The following is a 14,447-nucleotide window of genomic DNA, read 5'->3' as shown; positions in this document are numbered from 1 at the left end:
CGTATCCGAAGACCACGCGAAGGCCGCCCGAGGGGCGGCCTTTCTCGTACCCGCGAGGCCGTTCCTCTCCGTACTCCGACCGGAAGGAACCCACTGCCATGGACTTCGACCTCTCCCGTCTCCTCGACGACTCCGCACCGCCGTTCGCGCTGCTGCGCCGCCGCACCCCGGGGCGTGACCACGACACCGTCGAGGTGCTGATCGGCGCCGTCCACGAGGCCGAGCGGCTCGCCGACCTGCCGGTGGGCGAGCGGCCGGCGCTCGCGCTGGTGCCGTTCCGGCAGATCCGGGAGCGCGGCTTCGACGTGCGGGACGACGGGACGCCGCTGTCGGTGCTGGTCGCCGAGGAGACGTACGAGCTGCCGCTCGCCGGGGTGCTCGACGCGCTGCCCGCGCACCGGGTCGAGGTCTCCGGCGGGGCCTTCGACGTCTCCGACGAGGAGTACGCGGGGATCGTGCGGCGGGTGATCGAGGAGGAGATCGGCGGCGGCGAGGGCGCGAACTTCGTCATCCGGCGGACGTACACCGGGGAGATCGAGGGCTTCGGGCGGGCCGACGCGCTGGCGCTCTTCCGGCGGCTGCTCGCGGGCGAGCGGGGCGCGTACTGGACCTTCGTCGTGCACACCGGGGAGCGGTGCCTGGTCGGGGCCAGCCCCGAGGTGCACGTGCGGATGGCGGGAGGGACCGTGGTCATGAACCCGATCAGCGGCACGTACCGCTACCCGGACGGGGGCGCGCCGACCGCCGAGGGGCTGCTCGGCTTCCTGGCCGACCGCAAGGAGACCGAGGAGCTCTCCATGGTGGTCGACGAGGAGCTGAAGATGATGTGCACGGTCGGGGACATGGGCGGGGTGGTGATCGGGCCCCGGCTGAAGGAGATGGCCCACCTCGCGCACACCGAGTACGAGCTGCGCGGCCGGTCCTCGCTCGACGTGCGGGAGGTGCTGCGGGAGACGATGTTCGCGGCGACCGTGACGGGCTCCCCGGTGCAGAACGCCTGCCGGGTGATCGAGCGCCATGAAGCCGGCGGGCGCGGCTACTACGCGGGGGCGCTCGCGCTGCTCGGCACGGACGCGAACGGGGCGCAGACCCTGGACTCCCCCATCCTGATCCGCACCGCCGACATCGCGCCCGACGGGCGGCTCCGGGTGCCGGTGGGGGCGACCCTGGTGCGGCACTCGGACCCGGCGGGCGAGGTCGCGGAGACCCACGCGAAGGCGGCGGCGGTCCTGGCGGCCCTCGGGGTGCGGGAGGGGCGCCCGGCGGCGGACTCCCCGTCCCGGCCGCGGCTGGCGGACGATCCGCGGGTGCGGGCCGCGCTCGACGCCCGGCGGGCGGACCTGGCGCCGTTCTGGCTGCGGATGCAGACCCGGTCGGCGGAGCTGACGGGGCACGCGCTGGTGGTCGACGCGGAGGACACCTTCACCGCGATGCTGGCGCATCTGCTGCGCTCCTCGGGCCTTGAGGTGTCGGTGCTGCGGTACGACGAGCCGGGGCTGCGGGAGCTGGCGCTCGCGCACGAGGGGCCGGTGGTGCTCGGGCCCGGCCCGGGCGATCCGACGGACGCGGCCGACCCGAAGATGCGGTTCCTGCGCGGGCTCACCGCCGAGCTGCTGCGCGGCCACCGGCACGGCCTCCTCGGCGTGTGCCTGGGGCACGAGCTGATCGCGGCGGAGCTGGGCCTGGACATCGTGCGCAAGCGGACCCCGTTCCAGGGCGCGCAGGTGCGGATCGGCCTCTTCGGGCAGGAGCGGACGGTCGGCTTCTACAACAGCTTCACGGCGCGCTGCGACGAGCGGGAGGCGACGGAGCTGGCGCTGCACCGGATCGAGGTGAGCCGGGACGCGGCGACGGACGAGGTCCACGCGCTGCGCGGCCCCGGTTTCGCCGGCGTGCAGTTCCACCCGGAGTCGGTGCTGACGCTGGAGGGCGCCTCGGTGACGGCCTCGCTGCTCGCCGGGGTGCTGGTCTAGGAGGCGGCCCGCGGGACCAGGACGTTCTCGCCGCGCCTGCCCTGGGTGTAGTCGAGGACGTTCCGGACCGTGGTGTCGATGATCTGGCCGACCGCGTCGACGGTGTAGTACGCCTGGTGGCTCGTCACCACCACGTTCGGGAAGGTGACGAGGCGGGCGAGGGTGTCGTCCTCGACGCCCGCGAGGGACTTGTCGAGGAAGAAGAGGCCGGCCTCGGCCTCGTAGACGTCGAGGCCGACGCCGGTGAAGCGGCCGGCGCGGAGTTCGGTGACGAGGGCGTCGGTGTCGACGAGGCCGCCCCGGCTGGAGTTGACCAGGATCGCGTCGTCCTTCATGGCCTCGAGGGCGGCGGCGTCGATGAGGTGGTGGGTGGCCGGCAGCAGCGGCACGTGGAGGCTGACGAGGTCGGCCTCGGCGAGGAGCCGGTCCTTCTCGACGTACTCCATGCCGAGTGCGACGCAGGCGGGGTTCTCGGCGACGTCCCAGCCGAGGAGCCGCATGCCGAAGCCGTGGGCGATCCGGGCGAAGGCCTCGCCGATCTTGCCGGTGCCGAGGACGCCGGCGGTACGGCCCCGCATGTCGCGGCCCATCAGTCCGTCGAGGCGGAAGTCGAAGTCGCGGGTGCGGTTGGAGGCGCGGACGATCCGCCGGTTGACGGCCATGGCGAGGGTCCAGGCGAACTCGGCGACGGAGTACGGCGAGTAGTACGAGACCCGGGCGACGGTGAGGCCGAGGCGCTCGGCGACCTCCAGGTCGATGTTGTTGAAGCCGGTGGAGCGCTGGGCGATCATCTGGGTCCCGCCGGCCGCCAGGGTCTGCAGGACCCGGTGGTCGAGGATCGCGTTGACGCTGGTGGAGATCACCTCGTAGCCGGCCGCGATGGGGGCGGTGTCCTCGGTGAGGAAGACGTCGAGGCAGCGGACGTCGTGGTGGCCCGCGAACGCCTTCTCGATCATCGGCTTCTCGTCCGCCTGCACGCCGAATGCCAGGATCTCCACGACAGTCCTCTCGCCGAAAAGCCGCAAGGCCGCATATGCGGCCGAATATACGGCCCTGTCCCCCGTCCCGCCCGGCGCCCGGCCGGTCAGCCCTCGTCGAGGCCGCGCTCGATCGCGTACCGGACCAGCTCGACGCGGTTGTGCAGCTGGAGCTTGCCGAGGGTGTTCTGGACGTGGTTCTGCACGGTGCGGTGCGAGATGACGAGCCGCTCGGCGATCTGCTTGTAGCTGAGGCCCTTGGCGACGAGCCGGAGGACCTCGGTCTCGCGGTCGGTGAGGCGCGGCGCCTCGGGCTCCCCGGCGCCCGCTGCGGGCGCGGGCTCGGAGGCGAGGCGGCGGTACTCGCCGAGGACCAGACCGGCGAGGCCCGGGGTGAAGACGGGGTCGCCGACGGCGGTGCGGCGGACCGCGTCGATCAGCTCCTCGGCGCCCGCCGACTTCAGCAGGTAGCCGGTGGCGCCGGACTTCACGGCCTCCAGGACGTCGGCGTGCTCGCCGCTCGCCGAGAGGACCAGGACCCGCAGGCCGGGCAGCGAGCCGACGAGCTCCTTGCAGACCTGGACGCCCGGCTTGGCCGGCAGGTTCAGGTCCAGGACGAGGACGTCGGGGGCGACCGCCGGGGCGCGGCGGACGGCCTGCTCGCCGTCGCCGGCGGTGGCGACCACGTCGAAGCCCGCCTCGGCCAGGTCGCGGGCGACCGCGTCCCGCCACATGGGGTGGTCGTCGACGACCATCACCTTGATGGTCCGGTCCTGCTCCGCCGGGCTCTGCGCCTCGTTCACTGCTCTCCTGCCTTCCCCCGTGCGCCCCGCGCGGGTCGCGGGACCTTCAGTTCGACTTCGGTGCCCTGGCCGGGGACCGAGATCAGCTCGGCCGTGCCGCCCAGGTCGCGCAGACGCCCCCGGATGGAGAGCGCGACGCCCATCCGGCCCTCGCCCTCCGCCTGGGCGAGCCGGCCCTCCGGGATGCCGGGGCCGTCGTCCCTGACGGTGACGATGACCTCGTCGTCCCAGTCCTCGACCAGGATCCACGCGCGCGCGTCCGCGCCCGCGTGCACCCGGACATTGTCCAGGGCGGCTCCGACGGCGGCGGCCAGTTCGCGGGCGGCCCCGGCGGGCAGCGGCACGGGCACCCCGGGGTCGGAGAGGGTGACCCGGGCGCCGGCCCTCGGGGCGAGCAGGGTGCGCAGGTCGACCGGGGTGTCGTCGGCGGGCTCGTCGTCGACCTCGACGACCCGGACGACCGCCCCCTCGGACTCGTCCTCGGAGACGTGGCTGGTACGGGTGAGACCGCCGGCCACCAGGGTCCGCAGGGCGACCTCCTGCTCGCCGGCCATCCGGCCCAGCTCGGCGGCCTCGCCGCCGAGGGCGGTGCCGCGCCGCTGCACCATCGCGAGGACCTGGAGGACGCTGTCGTGGATGTCGCGGGCGAGCCGCTCCCGCTCCCGGGTGGCGGCCTCGATCTCCAGGGCGCGGGCGAGGGTGCGCTCGGAGGCGCGGGCGACCTCGACGACGTAGCCGATGGCGATGGAGGCCACCCAGACCAGGATCACGTTGTGGACGGTGTCCCGGCTGGGGTGGGCCCGCTCGATGATGTTGGCGACGGCGACCAGGGAGGAGGCGAGGCCCGCCCAGCGCCAGCCGCCCTTGATGGCGTAGGCGAGGACCGAGCCGGCCGTCCATATGGTCGGCAGGGTGGGGCCGTCCACGGACTGGGCGTGGGCGTCGGCGAGCGGGGTGAGGAGGATGCCGGTGAGGGCGACGGTGAGGTCGGCGACGAGGAAGCGCTTGGTGCAGCTGGCCGCGTTCGCCACCTTGGGGAGGGTGGCGAGGGTCCAGACGCAGAGCACCGCGAGGTAGGCGACGGCGATCCAGGGCCGCTCGTAGCGGTCCCGGCCGGTGACGAAGATCAGCACCGCGTAGACCATCGTCAGGACCCGGTAGCCGGTCAGCGCACGCCACAGCGGCTGCTCCACCGACATGCGCACGACACGCTCGCGCTTGGCCATCTCCCCCACCCCCCGCCGACGCTCCCTGACGGGAGGGTCAGGCGCCGGACTCTTCCCGTGCGGCGATCTCCGCCTTCACGGCCGCCTTGGCGGCCTTCTCGGCCTCCGCGAGCTGGCGCTTCGCGGCCGTCGCGTAGATGTCGACGTACTCCTGCCCGGAGAGCTTCATGATCTCGTACATGACCTCGTCGGTCACCGAGCGCAGGATGAAGCGGTCGCCGTCCATGCCCTGGTAGCGGGAGAAGTCCAGCGGCTTGCCGATCTTGATCCCGGGGCGCATCAGCTTCGGGACGACCTTGCCGGGCGGCTGGATCTTCTCGGTGTCGATCATGGCGACCGGGATCACCGGGGCGCCGGTGGCCAGCGCCACCCGGGCCAGGCCGCCGGGCTTGCCGCGGTAGAGCCGGCCGTCGGGCGAGCGGGTGCCCTCGGGGTAGATGCCGAAGAGGCCGCCGCCCTCGATGACCTCGATGCCGGCCTTGATGGCGGCCTCGCCGGCGCCGCGGGCTCCCGAGCGGTCCACCGGGAGCTGGCCGACGCCCTTGAAGAAGGCGGCCGTCAGCCGGCCCTTCACACCGGGCGTGGTGAAGTACTCCGCCTTCGCGATGAAGGTGACCTTCCGGTCCAGGACGGCCGGCAGGAAGAACGAGTCCGAGAAGGACAGGTGGTTGCTGGCGAGGATCGCGGGGCCCTCGGCGGGAATGTTCTCCAAGCCCTCCACCCAGGGCCGGAAGGCCAGCTTCAGGGAGCCGCCGATGGAGAACTTCATTGCGCCGTAGATCAACTCGCCATGCCTTCCGTGTGCCGTCGTGACGACTTTATCCCGTACCGACCGGCCGCCCCGGCTGCGGCCCTGGTCGGTGTCGGTCCGGTCGCGTACCGTGAAGGTCCCTTCCCCCATCTCCGCACCGGTTCCGGCGCCCCGGCGCACCGGAGCCGCAGACCGAACAGGAGACCCCGGTGCCGGTCCTTCCCGGAGCCGAGCCGTACCGCCATGAGGGCGGAGAGGTCGGCGTCCTTCTCTGTCACGGATTCACCGGTTCCCCGCAGTCGATGCGTCCGTGGGCCGAGTACCTCGCGGACCGCGGCCTGACGGTGTCCGTACCGCTGCTGCCCGGGCACGGCACGCGCTGGCAGGACATGCAGCTCACCACCTGGCACGACTGGTACGCGGAGGTGGACCGGGCGCTGCGCGAGCTGACCGCCCGCTGCTCCACCGTCTTCGTCTTCGGCCTCTCCATGGGCGGGGCGCTGACCCTGCGGCTCGCCGCGCGGCACGGAGACGCGGTCCGCGGCATCGTGCTCGTCAACCCGGGCAACAAGGTGCACGGCCTCGCCGCCCACGCCCTGCCGGTGGTGCGGCACCTCGTGCCCACGACGAAGGGCATCGCCAGCGACATCGCGAAGGAGGGCGTGACCGAGATCGGCTACACGCGGGTGCCGCTGCACGCGGCGCACTCGCTGCGGCGGTTCTTCCGGCTCGTCGACGGCGAGCTGCCCCAGGTCACGCAGCCGCTCCTGCTGCTGCACAGCCCGCAGGACCACGTGGTGCCGCCGGCCGACTCGGCCCGGATCCTCGGCCGGGTCTCCTCCGCCGACGTGACGGAGATCCTGCTGGAACAGAGTTACCACGTCGCGACGTTGGACCATGACGCGGAGAGGATCTTCGAGGAGAGTCTGGCGTTCGTCGAGCGTCTCGCCCCGGGACTCGTGGGCGGGAAGGGGAGCAGGAGCGGTGGCTGACCAGCAGGACGGTGGCGAGCGGGAGCCGCAGCCCATCGACGAGGAGGCGGCGTGGGCCGCGATCGTCGCGGGGTACGGCGAGGAGCCCGCGGACCCGCCCGGGACCCGGCCCTACCGGCCGATCGAGAACCTGCGGCTCCCGGAGCCGGAGGAGCTCGACGCCCGCGAGGCCCGCGCGGCCTCGGCCTCGGGCGCGGACGTGCCGAAGCCGGACAAGACGCGGCGTGAGCCGCCCGCGGCGGAGCCCGAGGACGACGGGCACAGTGCCGGGGACGGAGACGGGGACGGAGACGGCCCCGGCGCCGGGAAGCCGGCCCTCGGCAGCTCGGTCACCTTCGCGCCCGGGGTGCGCCCGATGGGCGGACCGCGCGACTACAGCCCGGCAGAGCCCGAGGAGGGCTCCGGGAGCTCGGACGAGGGCCACTTCGTGCCGCCGGAGCCGCCGCCGCTCCCCGAGGCCGACACCACCACCAAGTTCGCCTGGCTCGCCGTGGTCGGCGGCCCGGTCCTGATGCTCCTCGCGGTCCTCTTCCGCTGGGACATGACCTGGTGGCTCACCACCCTGTGCGTCGGCGGCTTCCTGGGCGGCTTCGTGACCCTGGTGGCCCGCATGAAGGGCGACGACGAGGACGGCGACGGCTACGACGACCCGGGCCGCGGCGCGGTGGTCTGACCTCCGCGCGAGCGCCCCGGCCGTCAGCCCTCCGCCCGGAGCCTGACCGCCGCCAGCACCGGAAGGTGGTCGGTGGCGGCGGTCAGGTCGGTGGGGGGCAGGTCGGTGGGGACGCCGCAGCCGAGGAACTCCACGGCGGGGGTCGCGAGGATCGCGTCGATGCGCTGGTGCGGGTTCCCGGCGGGGTGGGTGTGTCCGGTGCCCCGCGGGGCCGTCGTCCAGCCGTCCCGGAGCGTGGCGGTGAGCCGGGTGTGGGCGGGGCCGCCGGGGCGTTCGTTGAGGTCGCCCGCGACGATCGTGTACGGGGTGCCGAGCGCGGCGACCCGGTCGAGGACCAGGCCGGCCTGGGCGTACCGCTCGTCCTTCCGCAGGCTCAGGTGGCAGCTGACGAGGCCGAGCCGGGCGGCCCCGAAGCGGACGACGGCGGTGGCCAGGCCGCGCCGGTGCAGGCCGGGGGTGAGCGGCAGCAGCACGTCCTCGGTGCGTTCCACGGTGGCGCGCAGCGAGCAGAGCAGCAGCGGTCCCGCGGCGGTCGCCCCGCCGGAGAGGACGACCAGTTCGCTCTTGGCGGCGAGCCGGGCCGCGTGCTTGCGCCAGCGGAAGAAGCGCGGCGCCTCCTGGACGAGGACGACGTCGGGGGCGCAGGCCCGGATCACCCGGGCGAGGGCGTCCTCGTCGTCGCGCATCGAGCGGATGTTGTAGCTGAGGATCCGGACCACGGCGGAGCCGTCCGGCTCGGTACGGGAGGCCGGCAGCGCGCCGGTCGCGTCGAGGGCCATGGCCCCAACATAGGCCGGATGCCCGCCCCGCCCCAGAGGGCGCGACGGGCATCGACCCGTGGGAACCCGGCGGGCTCAGCCCTGTCGGGCCAGGTCCGCGGCGCCGACGAGACCGGCCTTGTTGCCCAGCTGTGCGGCGAGGACCTGCGCGTGCGGGCGGTAGCTGCCGCCGATCAGCCAGCGCCGGAAGGACTTCCGGATCGGGTCGAGCACGAGCTCGCCCTCGTCGGAGACGCCGCCGCCGACGATGAACGCGGACGGGTCGAAGAGCGAGGCGAGGTCGGCGAGACCGGCGCCGGCCCAGCGGGCCAGCTCGCGGAAGGAGTCGACGGCGACGAGGTCGCCGGCGCGGGCGGCCTCGCTGACGTGCTTGCCCTGGACGCCCTCGGGGGTGCCGTCGCCGAGCGAGAGCAGGACCTTCGCGTTCTCCGGGGTCGCGGCGGCGCGCTGCCGGGCGTACCGGACGAGGGCGCGGCCGGAGGCGTACTGCTCCCAGCAGCCCTGGCTGCCGCAGCCGCAGAGCAGGCCGTCCGGGACGACCCGGATGTGGCCGAACTCGGCGGCGACGCCGAAGCGTCCGCGGCGCAGCTTGTTGCCGATGATGATGCCGCCGCCGAGGCCGGTGCCGAGGGTGATGCAGATGACGTCCTCGTGGCCCTGGCCGGCGCCGAAGCGGTACTCGCCCCAGGCCGCGGCGTTGGCGTCGTTCTCCACCACGACGGGGAGGCCGACGCGCTGTTCGACCTTGTCCTTCAGCGGCTCGTGCCGCCAGTCGATGTTCGGGGCGAAGAGGACGGTGGCGCGCTTGTCGTCGACGTAACCGGCCGCGCCGATGCCGACGGCCTCGATCGGGTGGCCCTTGCCCGCCTCGGAGACGGCGGCGCAGATGGCGTCGACGATGCCTTCGGAGGTCGGCGGGGTGGGCACCGTGTGCGTGTCGAGGATGCTGCCCTCCTCGTCGACCACGCCGGCCGCGATCTTCGTGCCGCCGATGTCGACGCCGATGGTGAGTCCCATGTGTCCCTCAGTTTTCGGTCGAGCCCCGCTAGGGCCCACCGTACCCGAGGGGAAGCGCCGTACTGATCAGTCCAGGTCGATGGGGCGGCCGGTGGCCGGGCCGTCTCCGCCGTCCTCGTGGTCGTCCCGGTCCTCGCCGTCGGGCGTGCGGCGGGGGTCGTCCTCGTCGAGGCCGGGGCCGCGGGTCCAGCGGGTCTCGTGGCCCTCGACGGCCGAGCGGTAGGCGGCGAGGAGTTCGCTGCCGGCGGCGGCGAGGTGGTCGAAGACCAGCGGATTGCGCTCGATGACCGGCTCGACGGCGGCCTTCGCATGGTTGACGAGGCCCTTGACGGTCTCGGCCGCCTGCGCGGCGGCGCCCGCGGCCTGGCCGCCGAAGAGCGGGGCGGCGGCGCCGAGCCCGTCGGTGAGCTTCTCGGCGACGGCCTCGAAGAGCTTGCGGAACTCCTCGGCGGGCGAGCCGGGTTCCTCCCCGTGCCGCGCACGGCGGCGGGCCTTCTCCGCCTCCAGGTCCTCGGCACACGCGTCGGCCCAGGCGTCCGGATCGCTGCTCATGGCGTACTCCTCCGTCGCTTCCCTTCCTTCGACGGTACACGCCCGGGGGCGGCGGTCAGGAGGGCTCGGGCCACAGTCCGGGGTCGGGGGCGAAGCGGATCGCGAGGTCCCCGTCGACGAGACCCGCGCCGGTGACGGTGCAGCGGCGCAGGGCGGCGGGGAGGGGCAGGGTGCGGCGGAAGGGGCCCGCGCCGAGGAGCAGTTCGTCGCCCCTGCGGACGAGGGAGAGTTCCTGCTTGACGGCGCCGGGCAGCGGCAGGTGCCAGACGAGGACGCCGTCCTGGTCGCGCCGGTCCTCGACGGCCGGGGCGGGCGCCGGGACCGGCGGCGGGCCGGGGCGGGCGCCGGCGAGCAGGGCGAGGTCCTCGGGGCCGCGCGGCTCGCGGCCGAGGTGCGGCAGCTCGTGCAGCAGCTCGCCGGCGTCGGCGCGGAGGGCGGCGAGCCGGCGGTGCTGCTCGGCGGTGAGGGCGGCGAGCCAGGGGTCGTCGGAGGCGGCGGGGAGGAGCCGGTTGGCGATCACGGCGTCGAGGGCGAGGCCGTGCAGGGCGAGGCCGAGGCGGGCCTCGCGGAGGGTGGCGATGGCGGCCGGTCCGGGTTCGAGGACGAGCCGGACGGTGGTGCCGGGGGCTTCGACGACGGCCTGGACGGCGGCGAGTTCCCGCTCCCAGCGGGCGGTGGTCTCGTACAGCCACTGGGCGGGCATGGGGACGCCGGCGAGCTGGGCGAGCATCGGGCGCAGCGCGCGGGCGGCCTGCCGCTCGGGCGGCAGCAGTCGGCGGAGGTAGCGGCGCAGCTGTTCGGGGAGGGCGAGGACGGTCAGCGCCTCGCGCAGCGGCGGCAGGTCGACGACGGCGACGTCGTGGTCGCCGGCGGCCGCCTCGCGCAGCGCCCGCAGCAGGGCGAACTGGCGGCTGCCGGGCAGTTCGGTCAGCTCGGCGTCCTCGAACGGCGCCGCCCCGAGGAGGTCGAGCACGGTCCCGGAGCGCGCCTGGAGGGCGAGGAACTCCCGCCGGAAGTCCCCGGCGGGGTCGGTCCGCAGCACGGTGAGCGTGCCGGGACCCGCGCCGTCCACGACCGGCCCGGGGTCCGTGTCGCCGGGGACGAGCAGCACCCGGCGGCCGGCGTGGGCTTCGGCGAGCGCGGTCGCGACGGCGACCGTGCTCCGCCCTGCGCCGCCGGTTCCGGTGACGAGGATGATCCGCATACGGGTGACGCTACCGCGCCCGCGCCGGGGCCCGGGCTCCGGCGCCGGACACCCCGGAGCCGGGCACGCGGGCTCCGCCCCGGCCACGGCTCAGGCCTCGGGCCCGGACGCGGCCCGGCCTCGGGCCGACGTGGCTCAGGCCTTGGACTCGACGCGCTTCTTCAGGCCGGCGAGGGCGCGGTCGATGATGACCTTCTCGGCCTTGCGCTTGATCATGCCGAGCATGGGGATCTTGACGTCGACGGTCAGCTGGTAGGTGACCTCGGTGCGGTCGCCGGCGAGCGGGGTGAGGCGGTAGGAGCCGTCGAGGGAGCGGAGCATCTGGGACTTGACCAGGGTCCAGCTGACCTCGTGGGAGCCGGTCCAGGTGTACGCGAGGGTGTGGTCGTCCTTGATCGCTCCGGCGTCGAGCACGAGCCGGACCTTCTCGGCGCGGCCGGCCTCGTCGGTGGAGAGGACCTCGGCCTGGGTGACCTCGCCGGTCCAGTCGGGGTAGCGGGCGAAGTCGGCGATCACACCCATGACGTCGGCCGGCGCCGCCTCGATGGTGATGCTCGAGCTGGTGTGTTCGGCCATCGCGGTGGCTCCTCCACTGTGCGGTCCGGCGGAAGTCAAGGGGCACGGACACGTGCCGGGGGAAGGCTATCGCGCCCCCGTGCCGGCCCCGTCACCACTCCAGGGCGAAGGGGCGGCCGGTCGCGGCGAAGTGCCCGACGTTCACGCACTCGGTGGCGCCGATCCGCATGCGGCGGGCGAGCGGCTGGTGGACGTGGCCGAAGAGGGCGTAGCGGGGCCGGGTGCGGCGGATGGCGTCGAGGAGGGCGCGGCTGCCCCGCTCGAAGCGGCGGGCGACGGTGTCGTAGGTGAGGTCGGGGACCTCCGGCGGGATGTGGGAGCAGAGGACGTCGACCTCGCCGAGGGCCTCGACCTTGGCGGCGTACTCCTCGTCGGAGATCTCGTACGGGGTGCGCATCGGGGTGCGCAGGCCGCCGCCGACGAAGCCGAAGACGAGGCCGCCGAGCTCGACGCGCCGGCCGTCGAGGACGGTGGTGCCGGGGCGGGCGTACTCGGGCCAGAGGGTGGGGATGTCGACGTTGCCGTAGGTGGCGTACGTGGGGGTGGGGAAGGCGGCGAAGAGTTCGGCGTACTGGCGGCGGACGGCGGCCTCGATGGCGGTGTCGCGGTCGACGTCGAGCCCGGCCCAGAGGCTGCGGCCCAGGTCGCGGGCCTCGTCGAAGCGGCGGGCGGTGCGCAGCTCGACGAGCCGGTCGGCGTTGGCCTCGCCGAAGAGGTCGGGGAAGATGCCCCGGCTGTGGTCGGCGTAGTCGAGGAAGAGGACCAGATCGCCGAGGCATATGAGGGCGTCGGCACCGTCCCCCGCCCGGGCGAGGGCGTCGGTGTTGCCGTGCACGTCGCTGACCACGTGGACTCGCATGGGGTCCACCTTAGGGCGTCGGACCTGCGGTTACTTGGGAGTCCGGAAAGCTGTGGATTACTGTGCGCGGAGGGCCGTCATGCTGGTGTGACGCAGAGAACATCTGGCCGGAACCCCCTATCGGGAACCACGTACTCGTGGGTAACGTCCGGGCAGTCCACAGTCGTGCTCGCCCCCACCGAGCACCTGCCCGATCATGGACCGCACCGGTGCAAGCACACAGAGCCGTGGCACCGGAGCCCGATGAGGAGCAGCAGTCTTGCGCGAGTTCAGCCTTCCGGCCCTGTACGAGGTCCCTTCGGACGGCAACCTGACGGATCTCATCCGCCGCAACGCCTCCCAGCACCCAGACGTCGCCGTGATGGCCCGCAAGGCCCCCGACGGCGGGTGGGCGGACGTGACCGCCAAGGAGTTCCTCGCCGAGGTCCGCGGGGCCGCCAAGGGCCTCATCGCCGCCGGGGTCGGCGTGGGCGACCGCGTCGCGCTGCTCTCCCGCACCCGCTACGAGTGGGTGCTGCTCGACTTCGCGATCTGGAGCGCGGGCGCGGTGACCGTGCCGGTGTACGAGACCAGCTCGCCGGAGCAGATCCAGTGGATCCTCGGCGACTCGGGCGCCTCCCTGGCGATCGTGGAGTCCGCCGCGCACCACGCGTCGGTGGAGTCCGTGCGCGGCGAGCTGCCGGCGCTGACGGGCCTGTGGCAGATCGAGGACGGCGCGGTCGAGCGGCTGACGGCCTCCGGCGCGGAGGTCTCGGACGAGGCCCTGGACGCCCGGATGTCGGCGGCGAACGCGGACGACCCGGCGACCATCGTCTACACCTCGGGAACCACGGGCCGCCCCAAGGGCTGTGTGCTGACCCACCGGGCGTTCTTCGCCGAGTGCGGCAACGTGGTGGAGCGCCTGAAGCCGCTCTTCCGTACGGGAGAGTCCTCGGCGCTGCTGTTCCTGCCGGCCGCGCACGTCTTCGGCCGGCTGATCGAGGTCGGCTGCGTGATGGCGCCGATCAAGCTGGGCTGCCTCCCGGACATCAAGACGCTCACGGACGAGCTGGCCTCCTTCAAGCCGACGCTGATCCTCGGCGTGCCGCGCGTCTTCGAGAAGGTGTACAACTCGGCGCGGGCCAAGGCGCAGGCCGACGGCAAGGGCAAGATCTTCGACAAGGCCGCGCACACGGCCATCGCCTACAGCCGCGCGCTCGCCACCCCGCAGGGCCCGTCCCTGGGGCTGCGGCTCAAGCACAAGCTCTTCGACAAGCTGGTCTTCTCGAAGCTGCGGGCGGTGCTCGGCGGCCGGGGCGAGTACGCGATCTCCGGCGGCGCGCCGCTCGGCGAGCGGCTCGGCCACTTCTTCCGCGGCATCGGCTTCACCGTCCTGGAGGGCTACGGCCTGACGGAGTCGTGCGCGGCCACCGCCTTCAACCCGTGGGACCGCCCGAAGATCGGCACGGTCGGCCAGCCGCTGCCGGGCTCGGTGGTGCGGATCGCGGACGACGGCGAGGTCCTGCTGCACGGCGAGCACATCTTCACGAAGTACTGGAACAACGAGGCGGCGACCGCCGAGGCGCTGGCCGACGGCTGGTTCCACACCGGTGACATCGGCACCCTCGACGAGGACGGCTACCTCGCGATCACCGGCCGCAAGAAGGAGATCCTGGTGACGGCGGGCGGCAAGAACGTCGCCCCGGCGGTCATCGAGGACCGGATCCGCGCCCACGCCCTGGTCGCGGAGTGCATGGTGGTCGGCGACGGCCGCCCGTTCGTCGGCGCCCTGGTCACCCTCGACGAGGAGTTCCTGGGCCGCTGGGCGAGCGAGCACGGCAAGCCGGCCGGCGTCACCGCCGCCGCCCTCCGCGACGACCCCGACCTGATCGCCGAGGTCCAGCGGGCGGTCGACGACGGCAACGCCGCGGTCTCCAAGGCGGAGTCGGTCCGCAAGTTCCGCGTCCTGGCCTCCCAGTTCACCGAGGAGGCGGGCCACATCACCCCGTCGCTGAAGCTGAAGCGGAACGTGGTCGCGAAGGACTTCGCGGACGAGATCGAGGCGCTCTACACCAAGTGAGACATG

General features: G+C 73.7%; 14 protein-coding genes. 4 read left to right on the top strand and 10 right to left on the bottom strand.

Going from position 1 to position 14,447, the window contains the following annotated elements; genetic code table 11:
• Positions 1–98 precede the first annotated feature (98 nt).
• On the top strand, positions 99–1,973 hold the full coding sequence (locus tag AB0E19_RS06450) for an anthranilate synthase family protein (RefSeq protein ID WP_362174217.1): 1,875 nt from the start codon (positions 99–101) through the stop codon (positions 1,971–1,973).
• Here AB0E19_RS06450 and AB0E19_RS06445 read toward each other — a convergent pair.
• The 4 genes from AB0E19_RS06445 to AB0E19_RS06430 all read right to left on the bottom strand — a co-directional run bounded on the left by AB0E19_RS06445 (position 1,970) and on the right by AB0E19_RS06430 (position 5,763).
• A complete protein-coding gene (locus AB0E19_RS06445) occupies positions 1,970–2,971 on the bottom strand; it encodes a 2-hydroxyacid dehydrogenase (protein WP_362174214.1) in 1,002 nt (333 codons plus the stop codon). The genes AB0E19_RS06450 and AB0E19_RS06445 overlap by 4 nt on opposite strands.
• An 86-nt stretch (positions 2,972–3,057) precedes the next feature.
• Entirely contained in the window at positions 3,058–3,705 is a 648-nt protein-coding gene (locus tag AB0E19_RS06440) for a response regulator transcription factor (RefSeq protein WP_360600811.1), read from the bottom strand.
• Positions 3,706–3,749: 44 nt separating this feature from the next.
• Complete coding sequence (locus AB0E19_RS06435; RefSeq protein WP_362174211.1) at positions 3,750–4,979, bottom strand: DUF5931 domain-containing protein; 1,230 nt, start codon at positions 4,977–4,979, stop codon at positions 3,750–3,752.
• Between the two features lie 37 nt (positions 4,980–5,016).
• A complete protein-coding gene (locus tag AB0E19_RS06430) occupies positions 5,017–5,763 on the bottom strand; it encodes a lysophospholipid acyltransferase family protein (protein ID WP_362174207.1) in 747 nt (248 codons plus the stop codon).
• Between the two features lie 176 nt (positions 5,764–5,939).
• Here AB0E19_RS06430 and AB0E19_RS06425 point away from each other — a divergent pair, with 176 nt between their 5' ends.
• Both AB0E19_RS06425 and AB0E19_RS06420 read left to right on the top strand, forming a co-directional pair.
• Positions 5,940–6,722, top strand: a complete 783-nt coding sequence (locus AB0E19_RS06425; protein ID WP_362174203.1) for an alpha/beta fold hydrolase — start codon at positions 5,940–5,942, stop codon at positions 6,720–6,722.
• The gene (locus AB0E19_RS06420) at positions 6,715–7,395 is read left to right on the top strand and encodes a hypothetical protein (RefSeq protein ID WP_362174200.1); all 681 of its coding nucleotides are present in this window, start codon (positions 6,715–6,717) and stop codon (positions 7,393–7,395) included. Before AB0E19_RS06425 ends, AB0E19_RS06420 begins: the two co-directional genes overlap by 8 nt.
• A 23-nt stretch (positions 7,396–7,418) precedes the next feature.
• On the opposite strand, the gene AB0E19_RS06415 is transcribed toward AB0E19_RS06420, so the two are convergent.
• The 6 genes from AB0E19_RS06415 to AB0E19_RS06390 form a co-directional block, all read right to left on the bottom strand.
• Complete coding sequence (locus AB0E19_RS06415; RefSeq protein WP_362174197.1) at positions 7,419–8,174, bottom strand: endonuclease/exonuclease/phosphatase family protein; 756 nt, start codon at positions 8,172–8,174, stop codon at positions 7,419–7,421.
• A 75-nt stretch (positions 8,175–8,249) separates the two neighbouring features.
• Positions 8,250–9,191: an ROK family glucokinase gene (locus AB0E19_RS06410; RefSeq protein WP_362174193.1), complete on the bottom strand. Its 942-nt coding sequence runs from the start codon at positions 9,189–9,191 to the stop codon at positions 8,250–8,252.
• A gap of 66 nt (positions 9,192–9,257) precedes the next feature.
• A complete protein-coding gene (locus AB0E19_RS06405; RefSeq protein ID WP_362174190.1) occupies positions 9,258–9,743 on the bottom strand; it encodes a DUF5304 domain-containing protein in 486 nt (161 codons plus the stop codon).
• Between the two features lie 55 nt (positions 9,744–9,798).
• Entirely contained in the window at positions 9,799–10,947 is a 1,149-nt protein-coding gene (locus AB0E19_RS06400; RefSeq protein ID WP_362174187.1) for an ArsA-related P-loop ATPase, read from the bottom strand.
• A 135-nt stretch (positions 10,948–11,082) separates the two neighbouring features.
• Positions 11,083–11,523: an SRPBCC family protein gene (locus AB0E19_RS06395; protein WP_362174184.1), complete on the bottom strand. Its 441-nt coding sequence runs from the start codon at positions 11,521–11,523 to the stop codon at positions 11,083–11,085.
• A 91-nt stretch (positions 11,524–11,614) separates the two neighbouring features.
• Positions 11,615–12,382: a metallophosphoesterase gene (locus tag AB0E19_RS06390; protein WP_362174181.1), complete on the bottom strand. Its 768-nt coding sequence runs from the start codon at positions 12,380–12,382 to the stop codon at positions 11,615–11,617.
• Positions 12,383–12,641: 259 nt separating this feature from the next.
• Here AB0E19_RS06390 and AB0E19_RS06385 point away from each other — a divergent pair, with 259 nt between their 5' ends.
• Positions 12,642–14,441, top strand: a complete 1,800-nt coding sequence (locus AB0E19_RS06385) for an AMP-dependent synthetase/ligase (protein ID WP_362174178.1) — start codon at positions 12,642–12,644, stop codon at positions 14,439–14,441.
• Positions 14,442–14,447: the final 6 nt, after the last annotated feature.

Origin of the sequence: Streptomyces sp. NPDC047974 (assembly GCF_040653375.1) — a bacterium.
Taxonomy (GTDB): Bacteria; Actinomycetota; Actinomycetes; order Streptomycetales; family Streptomycetaceae; genus Streptomyces.
The sequence above is the reverse complement of the archived record's forward strand: the minus strand, read 5'-3'. Positions and strand labels throughout refer to the sequence as shown.

What these genes read in the sequence shown, in the direction of transcription:
- AB0E19_RS06390 (WP_362174181.1), bottom strand. Translation starts at nt 12,382, where the DNA reads ATGCGAGTCCACGTGGTCAGCGACGTGCACGGCAACACCGACGCCCTC.
- AB0E19_RS06415 (WP_362174197.1), bottom strand. Translation starts at nt 8,174, where the DNA reads ATGGCCCTCGACGCGACCGGCGCGCTGCCGGCCTCCCGTACCGAGCCG.
- AB0E19_RS06440 (WP_360600811.1), bottom strand. Translation starts at nt 3,705, where the DNA reads ATGGTCGTCGACGACCACCCCATGTGGCGGGACGCGGTCGCCCGCGAC.
- AB0E19_RS06450 (WP_362174217.1), top strand. Translation starts at nt 99, where the DNA reads ATGGACTTCGACCTCTCCCGTCTCCTCGACGACTCCGCACCGCCGTTC.
- AB0E19_RS06435 (WP_362174211.1), bottom strand. Translation starts at nt 4,979, where the DNA reads ATGGCCAAGCGCGAGCGTGTCGTGCGCATGTCGGTGGAGCAGCCGCTG.
- AB0E19_RS06395 (WP_362174184.1), bottom strand. Translation starts at nt 11,523, where the DNA reads ATGGCCGAACACACCAGCTCGAGCATCACCATCGAGGCGGCGCCGGCC.
- AB0E19_RS06405 (WP_362174190.1), bottom strand. Translation starts at nt 9,743, where the DNA reads ATGAGCAGCGATCCGGACGCCTGGGCCGACGCGTGTGCCGAGGACCTG.
- AB0E19_RS06410 (WP_362174193.1), bottom strand. Translation starts at nt 9,191, where the DNA reads ATGGGACTCACCATCGGCGTCGACATCGGCGGCACGAAGATCGCGGCC.
- AB0E19_RS06400 (WP_362174187.1), bottom strand. Translation starts at nt 10,947, where the DNA reads ATGCGGATCATCCTCGTCACCGGAACCGGCGGCGCAGGGCGGAGCACG.